Below are 9,647 nucleotides of genomic sequence, written 5' to 3' on the forward strand. Positions count from 1 at the left end.
AAGCAACGACAGAATCCTTCGGTATTTAGACCGTCAACCTCCCTCGGTAATCACAAAATGCCACGGGTAAAAATTCAGCCTGAGAGGTTTTTGGACAAAAGCGAGCTAAATTATTTGTGGTAGCTCGCCAATATAAGATTAGTAAAAGTAAGTTAAAACCCTAGAAACAAAAACGTATGATTAGCTCCCATTCGTTAGACTTGTTTCCTTAAAGCTCAATAATCTCACCTTCTCGAGCAAATTTTCTTTCAATAAGATTTGTCTTTAGTCCGTTTACATCGGAAGTGTATATCACATGGGCAAGACTACTCTTCGCTCGTGTAGATGTAACATAGAACAACCGTCGAGTGCGATCCAAACCAGTTTCTTCACCCGCATCCTGCTTTTTCTTACTACTTTGAGAAAGTTCCTTTACGCCAAAATACTGCTCGTAGGAAAATAAGAACCCGCCGGCTTCATCATCATCCATGACAACCATAACACGATCGAATTCGTTGCCCTTCACGCCTTGATGGGTGCGAAAAATTGAGTTCTCATCAATGTATTCTTTATAGTTCCGAATTTGAAAGAAATTAGTCTCCAAGGCTTCAGCCCAAGCAGAAATCTCGCTGTCATCCCACTCTTCAGGTTCTGGTTCAATCTCTAGTATGGCTTCCGCTTGATCTAGCTTTGATTCAACCACGCGTTCTTCAGTGGTAGCTACAAAAGACTGCAATTTCGCTGGAATTCTTAGGAGGTTATGCTCAGCAAGCACTTCTAGAACTTCACGAAAGCTAACCTCAACATTTGAAATCACACATCTAAACGCATGTTCTGCTGCTCGGGCAAGCGCTAGCGGATCATCCTTGTGAGCATCAAGCACACTGGCTTCCAGAAGCGGCGACTTCGTTTCCCTTAAGATAGACATCAATTCAGATCGGTTTTTCTTCAAACTCGCCTCAGCAATAGGAAAAACAATGCCAGCAAAAAAATTCAGCTCTGTATTTTCACCTTCAGAAATCCGATCTTTAATTTTGCCTGATTTTGAAAGCTTGTCCCAAAGAGCATCAAAGCCAAGCCGACGACCAGCCATCTTATGTTCCAGAAGTAAGATAGCGGTTTCTTTTGATTGAATATCTATCCAGTCAGCATCGCCCGTTACTTCCGCCATGGTCTCACGAATTTTCAATTCGATGTCATCTTTGTCTAAAACACCTTGCTGTAATAAGAAATATCGTACGTAACCTTCTGCTGCTCCTTCTTCGGCATACTGTTTCCGTTCATCACCTGCATTACGTATTTGATTGCCTAGCCCCACGATACGTCGTGCTGACCGATGGTTCATTTCCTTATTGAAAGTGGTCCAATCGCTTGGCTTTGTGTTGCCTAGTTCAGGTTCACCCCCGCCAAAGATGCGCTGCATCGTATCTCCAAACAAGCCGATGACAACTTTATCCGATTTGGTATCTTGCAGCTCAAAAAATGCACTGACTACATCTTTGTTGGTATCCTGACTTTCGTCGAGAAATATAAAAGGGAATTTATTTACTATGACTTCGGCCATCATCGGCTTATTAATCAAAAAAGTTGAGAAAATTTTCAAGACATCTGCATGCGCCAACGAATTAGGGGAGGAGTTGACTCCATTTGGATCGTAGATAAAAGATCGTGGCTCTGCTAGCCATTCCATTTTTTTAGTCAAACGGATGATATCTCTTTTTCGAGCATCAGAAGCCTTGCCTGATCGACCTTTCCGTTCTTTTTCTTCAAGATCTTCTAAATCAGTGGGGATTTTTTCCAAGTACCACTTGCGAATATCCTCATTGAAACCAGCAATAGCGGACCAGCAAAAACTATGAATTGTCGAAACCGCAAAGATTGGGCTTTGCTCAATCCGATCTTTTATTTCATCGGCTGCGTTGTTCGTAAAGGTCACAACAGCAATTTGCTTTCCCTTAAGAATAAAGTCATCAGAATATTGAGCTTTCAGGAATTCTAGAGCCTTTTTCAGGGAGTAGGTTTTGCCTGACCCCGCCCCTGCGAAGGTGATGAAGCTTTTTCCCGAACCTATACTTAGACACTCTCGGATACCTTCATCAACTTTATTATCATGATCGATAGGTTTGGTTTCAGCCAAGTAAAATTGCTCTGACATAATTTTCCCCTACGCTTTTGGTGACAGTTGATCTTGCAACCACGTAAGACCATCGCTCATATAATCTGGGGGATTGAAGCTATTCGCCTCATTATCCGCAAGATGAAAGAGGCAATTGAAGGCAAAGTCACCCTTCTTTAAACCTTGCACATAGTCATAAAGTGACTTCGACAACGGTTCTGTGCCGCTTTCAAAATCAGTTTTCGCATCTTTGAGCTTTTTTATGTTCTGGAAATAATCATCCTCGAAATTCGCCAAAATCAACGCATCTTCAAAAGTTCGGGATAAAATCATTTCTCCAGAAATCTGTGTTGGTTTTTGATAGGCAACATAAAGCGGTGCATCTCCGCTTGTTGTAGCATGTTTCGCTTGAGGTAAGGCCACCAAGTCATCTAGCGCTTCTTTCTTTGGATGCCATTTCTTCAAGGTATCATTATTAGTTTTTTGAGCTGACTTCTTTTTCGGGAAACAAGACTTCCCTTTATTATTAACAGAATCAAGATCTGTCAGCACTAGAGTTGCTACTCCAAGCTTCTCGACTAAATTTCTGTACTTGTGCGTGTGCGCACCGTTCACCTCAAGCATAGAGATGTACCGATTCGACAACTTCGGGAAGCTCTTGGAAATAAATTCAGGCACAAGAAGGCTCTCGGCTTGGCCTTCAACAAAAATAACGCCATCGGCAAAGAAGATGTCACAATGAGTTAGCTTCAAGTGTTTTCTAACAAACAAAAGCTCATCTTTTGCCTTCGCAAAAAGCTCTGACATGTTTGCAATTGATGTATGATCCATTTTGATGGACTTATTCGCATCATTTCGTCGGAAGTAACGTAAATCTTTGAAATCAATATCGTTGATAATATGACTAGAGTGGGTACTAATCACGAGCTGTGTTTGGTATTCAGACTTATCTTTTTGGGTTGCCTTGTCGCGCAAATCGGGGTGGTTCCGCAAAGTATCATAAGCTTTCGATACAAACACTCGCTGAACTTGAGCGTGAAGATTAACTTCCGGCTCTTCGAGTAAAACTAAATGGATTGGTTCTATCTGATCCTCGACTTTATCCTCAGATGAAGCCGATTTTCCTACGCGCATCCATTTGTCACGAAACTCTAGAAGCCTAAAGGTCAGATATATAAGATTTTGGTAGCCAAGGCCTAAGTAGCTTTCGGGAAGAAACTCTTCTTCATTTGTATCAAAACGATATCGGACCGATGAGGATTTTTGCAAAGCATCCGTGCCGCTAATTTTCGCGGCAATTTCAACAGTCGGATTACCGCCGATACCGGGATATCCCATGCTTTTCAGTTCTTCGAAGGGTGCATTGAACTGAGCGTTCAATCTACTGGTAAACCCCTCTTCTAGGTCTTGCTGATGTCCCAAGACCTCAAGGTCTTCTGGCTCAGGAAAATCTTCGGGGTTCAAGATACGATCGTAATATCCTCGAAGTAGCTTATTGAGCCGCTGCTTTTCCGAATATGGTCCTTTTTGCTCCGTTTTATCTTCATCACCTGAGCCGCGTTGCTCAGATTGAACATCGACTCTAATTAACTTTTTCAAAGCGTCAGATTTTAGGGGCTGCAAAACCTCTTTCGAAGTAGGCTCGACTCCTTTGCTCAAAATGTAATGCTTTTGCTTAATGAATTTACTGAGGTTACGACCTTTCTCCAAGAAATCACATAGATCTTTGGGCCACAAACTTACCTTACCTGTATATTTGGATACAACGCCTCTCATATCAACAAACTCACGACACAGTTTAGAAATATCAGTTGCTTCGTAAGTTATGCGAACAAATAACGCACCACCGCGCCATTCCAGATCTGGCAGGATGTCACGAACCTTGTATGCCTCATTCACTTCTGCAGTGATCTCTATGTCTAAACTCGGCAGTAGACTGATAAGAACATCCGATAGTTCCTGCATTTTCTCGCTAGTAGGAAATTCTTGTTCGATTTGTTTGCCTAGTTTTTGGATTTCCTTCCAATTACGCTTCGATATATCTCGAACTTTTAGATTGTCTGGGCTTTTCAGGAAGGTGTGTAGCGCCCCTATACAGGACGTTTTTCCACTATTATTAGCTCCGACAAGGACAGTTGTTTTATCATCTAGCACCAAGTTGACGTCGGCTAGTCTTCGGTAGTTTTTCAAAGCGAAAGAGGTGATTTTCATATAACAAAACCTAAAAACAAAGCAGGGGCTTTCAAAAACACAGTCCTGTAATTCTGAACGGATAAATGTCAATGAGAGCAATAATTTACAACATATAGTTGCTTCTCCCTCCTATTCTGCTCGCCTTAAGTAAGCAACTCAACGTATATCAGCAAACTGTGTGACGGCTCTGCGTATAATGAGAATGAACAACAGCAAAACTGATTGAGTAATAGTCTATCGTTTCATTAATATTGATAAGGCAAGGTTCAATTAACAGAATGTGAAAGGGCCTTTACTCTCACAAGGAAAGGGGCAATTCCGTTTTAGAAAAATTGCTAATTTAGTGCTAATTTAGCGAAGCATGAATTATTAAAAAGATGACAAAAGTTGCTAACGAGAGTGTCTGATATCGCTGAAGCAGTCACTCCGAAATGGTCAAAAAATTCGAGATACTGAGTTAGATGGTCAAGTCAGACATTTTTAGGTTTGACTTTTCATAGTATTGCTGCACAAACTTGAAGTTGAGTATAGATGAATTAGGGTTCACTCCCCCAAAATCACAGAAGTAGGTCTTTTACTATGAGATGCAATGAATCTAAAGGGCAGAACATTGGAAGTTCATTGGAAAACATCAGAGAGGTTGTTTCTAGCGTGGATACTGAGTTAATTATGGATAGGCTGTGTCATCTAGATGAAGATTATGTAAGTTGGTATACCTCCTACTTGGTGGCCAGCTACGGACATATAACACCTCAAGACATTATTAACAAATATGGTGCTTCTGCATTACTGCAGTACATTGATATGAAGCTTGAGGGAGGTTACGAATAGTCAGATTTCATTATTCTTGTAGTATTTGCAACTTAGACTCTCTCTGACCATACACATGACCTCAGCCAATCCCTTTTTATAAGTCAAAGGATTACTTTCTTAAATTCAATATCAATACCAAACCGGAGTGCGATTTTTTCTACATCTGATGGGTAAAAAGCATACTCTTTGTCGATAATCCTGACTGTTGTTACTTCTAGCGCCCCTTCATCTTTTAAAAATTCGGGATAGAGTGCAGGGTAACTCTCTTGAATGCTGCTCAAAAGCTCGGATGTTAATATGTACGGTGCGTTAACAGAGCAAAAATAAACATTTAGTGTAATCATCTATCGCCTCAGCTACCCTTAAAAATATAATCACCAAAAATTATCAAAGTACTCTTTGATTCCATTTATCTCGATTACGTATCAGACGAGCGAGTTGATTTCATCAAGTAAAACCAGTTATATACATGTACCATCATAAGCATAACCAGCATTTTTGATAGGTATTTCTTGGTTTTAAGTTAGTTTCAAACTTAATACTGGCGTCTATTACGCTGTTTAATAGAACCCTACACACTTCAAGTGTTGAGCTTTTACCTTGGTTAAATGTATTTACACCGGACCTAAAACCGCCACCAATCGGATTTTCCCTACCAAATCGTGATGAATTGACTTAAAAACCGCGTGAAGATCGAATTTAGCTACCATAGTCCATAGAACCAACCAAAAAACACCTCAATCCCGCATTTTCCCTACCATAAGGCAAAGGACAAAGGTATTGATGATTGATTCCCGTCTGGCAACTAACCTTCAACCAGTGCCAATATGAAGGCTATTAACCTTCAAGTTGTCACGATTTCGATTGAACTTAGAACTATCACATCTCTTTAAAAACATACACATAGAGCATTTTATCTCTGACCTGGAAGTACATAACCCAGAGGCAATACTGCTATAGGTTTCTAAGCATTGTTGGTTTCCACAGTTCCCGTAGTTTAATAGGCGTTTTTTGGTTGTCCACAGCTTTCACAGTCGGTTAATGGCACCAAACGCCCCGTTTCGAAATGATCTAAAACCGCGAGCACTGCGAATTTAGCTACCATAGTCCATCGGGCTTAACAAAAAATGCCTCAAGCCCCAATTTGCCTACCATTAGGTAACGAACAAAGGTAAACCATGATTGACTGACAGCTTACTAACTTTCGAAGGTACGTCTTAAACCGAAAACTGTCACGATTTCAGTAGGTCATCAGAGCAGCAAAATAGTTGCCTCAATGTTGATGTATGACTTTGATTCATATTATGAAAGATAATAGACCACAAACAATTCAATATCACACCCTATACTCACTGCTTTTAATTTGACCGATGTTCCCTTCAAAGTCATTGATCCAAATGAGCTACCTAACATCTATAGAGTGGCTTTCGAGCAGTTTTTAGCAGGCTCATGTGCACCATATCCTATTTATGCCTATCAGCACGATTATGAGCGTTTCCTTCTCTTGATAGAGCAAGGAGAAATTACAATCGAGAAATAACATACTGGGGGCTCAAAAAGCCCCCTATAAACCATAGATTACAAACACCTCGACTTTAATAAGGCTTCAACCTCTTCTTGTTGCCCCATACTTTCAAGCAAAGAGGAACCAACAAACGCAGCATCCGGGCGAACAAATAACGCATAAAAACCATCAGTCCCGCCCGGTAAAGCGGATGCATATCGTTTTTTATATTGCTCAACTTTCACCATGATCGATTCATGCTCCGATGGGTATAACCTCAAGACTTCAAACTGAAACCATAATGGCACTCGTTTAGCATAGCGGGAGGAGAAACCCTCTACGACCGGTGGAAATCGCCCTACTTGTTTCAATTGATTCAGTTCGGCGACGACTTTCTTCAGTTCCTCTTCCGACCTCATCCGCTCTTGCCAAGCCTCAAACTGTGCCCCTTGTGCCAAAGATAACTCTTCTTCCAAGTTTAAAATTTTACTTTCCAATTCATCGGCTCTATTCGGCTTGATTGTATCTTTTGGGGATTCAGAACAAAGATCAAAAGAATGGTTCCATCCCGTGATAGCAAGCAGTACTTGTTCGTAGAATTGAGGATATTTTTTAATAGTGGTGCGAGTAATATCAAATGTATCGGAAAATAAACGTAAGGACATACATTGACGACGCCCTCTTAACACATCCTCTGGAGTCAACAGTTTCAGTGCTTCTAATGCTTCCTGAAATCGTTCATTAAGCCCCTCACTCGGCTGTTGCTGCTGATTCACGAATATCCTCCCTAAGCTGGCTGACAAGTTCACGAACTTTATCAATCCCCTGCACAATGCCCTCTTTTGCACACGCTTCCATAATAGTCAGTTGATCTTCCCAAAAAGGTAACTGAGCTGGCGTAATTACACAGTTCTCACAGGAGATACATTGCACTCGATTCAGACGGCAATTATTAGCGCACGCCCCTTTATCAACCGGCCGAACAGAAACTGAGTGAGCATTGAGTTGAACTTCCATGCCACCCCCAATATTTTTTCGTAAAGTTTTTAAATTTTTAGACGTGTGAAAGTCTCTGCTTGCAAACTCTTCCGAGGAGACTGCGTCACCCAGCCCTCCATGCAAGCCATCATTATGATTAAGCTGTGTTTCAATCACGGCTTGTTGAAAAGAACTCTGGTCCTCTAAAATCCAGTTCAAAATCTCGCCGTCACCACCTTGAGTATAATATTCGGTAACATCACCAGCACGGTGAGCAAACTGATCTCGCAAAGCTTCAACACTACCAAGTGGTGAAAGCGCAATGAATCGTGCAAAAGTACGCCGAAACATATGCGGAGTAACACGCATCGGGACGGATAACCCTTGTTCATTTGACAGATATTCCATGAAGGTATCGACTCGCCGTTTAATCGTCAACATTCCCCACCTCATAGAAAGCTTGTGGTTTACATTCAAACCACACGACACAAAAAGGCTTTGATTTGCTCGAACGGCATCTCCCCACAACCGTTCGTATTCTCCATTAAACCTATGTTTTTTTAACATTTCAAAAGTTCGCATACGCCGACATTGATTTAGTCGATTTAATTTCTCGATCACTAATTTCAATTTTGATGGCACAAGCCATTGATGTGATTCCCCTTCGGGCAAGTGTGCATACTTGAAGGTCACTCCTTGTAAATAACTTGATTTAAACTGAATGGCAGAAAAGTCGGAATTTTTCTCCTGATAACACTCTTTTGATAAACTTGATAATTCACTCTGGCGCATACCTGTAAGCCCGAGAATTAAAACAGCAGCCGCAGCTTCAAAAAGAATAATTTCCCGTTCCAGCGTTGAATATGAATCATATCCATGCTGCACTAGGTACTTTTGGAGTCGATTAAATAAAGTACTTTGACTCGGAACGTTTCCGTCACGAGTGGGCTTATTCTTTAGTTTTAATCGTTCACTTTCCCAATAGTTGTTATAGAGCGCAATGGCACCATCTGAGCAACTCACTATCTTCCACGCAGCTTGAATAATCAGAACCCATGAAGACTCCTCAATAACCTGAGTTTGCTTATATTTCCTTTTAAATCCCAATACCGTAGACGCTGCGCGCCTGCCAAACGGCGGGTAAGCTAAGCCGCACTTTAATAAACTTCGATATTTATAAAGCTGAAATAAAGGTTGAAGTCGATATTGTTGCTGAATGCTAGAGATCATGCTTTGGCTATTATTCTTTCGAAAGTCACGCTTAATCCACTCCAAGTACTCGTTTAACCTTAAAGGTTCAGATAACCACTGCTCAAAATCCATTCCATCAAAAAACTCCTTCCACCATAGGAAGAATACCTTCCAAGCTCTCAATTCACTTTTAAGTGTCCCAACTGATATGCCATCCTGATAACGTAACCACAAACAATCACGAGCAGCTTCGAAGATGGTGTAACATCCGACCGCCTCACTCTTGTTCAACGTAAGATCTAGCTCTACAAGTTGATCTTTAAAATTTAAGGTTTTGTCTGAACGATGTTTATTTGCAGCACCATTCAATAGATAAAACAGCCACTCTTCATCACCATAATCACCTAAAGATTGCCCTTCAAACTCCCCAATAGATAACCGGGTCTTCTCTTGATAAGTCAATCTTTTAAGTTGCTCGACCGTCAATGCATTTTGGCCCGAAAGTCCATTTGATTGTTGTAATTTTAGAATTCTCACGATGCAGCCTCCATGCTCTTCAGCATGTTTGTTAGATAAGAGCCTTCATGTAGATCCCATAATGGATATGGCGAATCTTCAGCGCGTTTTCGCGCTTTAGATACGACTAAGGGACGGTGCTTGAATGCATCTGGCAGATCTTTCTCCAAAATTTGCAAATAAACGCCATAACGTTTTACCCAAACATGGGATGGAATTCTTCCGGATTCGAAATCATGTCTTAATGCTTTTTGAAAAGAAAATAATCGCCAAAGGTCTGTTTCTAAGATAACCATGTGAGGGGGCTTTGTTGCGTAATTAAATTTAAAGATAGAACAACCCCGTTTCGCGTATTTC

5 protein-coding genes and 1 pseudogene are annotated in these 9,647 nt (G+C 41.0%); all 6 read right to left on the minus strand.

The genetic code is table 11. The features are described 5' to 3' along the window. Positions 1–208: 208 nt before the first annotated feature. Complete coding sequence (locus AB6D07_RS21895; RefSeq protein WP_016791618.1) at positions 209–2,134, minus strand: UvrD-helicase domain-containing protein; 1,926 nt, start codon at positions 2,132–2,134, stop codon at positions 209–211. 9 nt (positions 2,135–2,143) lie between these two features. Continuing rightward, positions 2,144–4,306, minus strand: a complete 2,163-nt coding sequence (locus AB6D07_RS21900) for an ATP-dependent endonuclease (protein ID WP_016791617.1) — start codon at positions 4,304–4,306, stop codon at positions 2,144–2,146. Positions 4,307–5,202: 896 nt separating this feature from the next. Beyond that, positions 5,203–5,445, minus strand: a complete 243-nt coding sequence (locus tag AB6D07_RS21905) for a hypothetical protein (RefSeq protein ID WP_016791615.1) — start codon at positions 5,443–5,445, stop codon at positions 5,203–5,205. Positions 5,446–6,679: 1,234 nt separating this feature from the next. Further along, on the minus strand, positions 6,680–7,381 hold the full coding sequence (locus tag AB6D07_RS21910; RefSeq protein WP_017103675.1) for a hypothetical protein: 702 nt from the start codon (positions 7,379–7,381) through the stop codon (positions 6,680–6,682). Then, positions 7,356–9,311, minus strand: a complete 1,956-nt coding sequence (locus tag AB6D07_RS21915; RefSeq protein WP_016791613.1) for a hypothetical protein — start codon at positions 9,309–9,311, stop codon at positions 7,356–7,358. The genes AB6D07_RS21910 and AB6D07_RS21915 overlap by 26 nt, the downstream gene beginning before the upstream one ends. After that, positions 9,308–9,647, minus strand: a pseudogene (locus tag AB6D07_RS21920) (hypothetical protein); the annotation flags it as partial. The pseudogene AB6D07_RS21920 and the gene AB6D07_RS21915, both read right to left, overlap by 4 nt.

The sequence above is a fragment of the Vibrio sp. 10N.239.312.C11 genome, from assembly GCF_041466065.1.
In the GTDB taxonomy this organism is placed as follows: domain Bacteria; phylum Pseudomonadota; class Gammaproteobacteria; order Enterobacterales; family Vibrionaceae; genus Vibrio; species Vibrio tasmaniensis_A.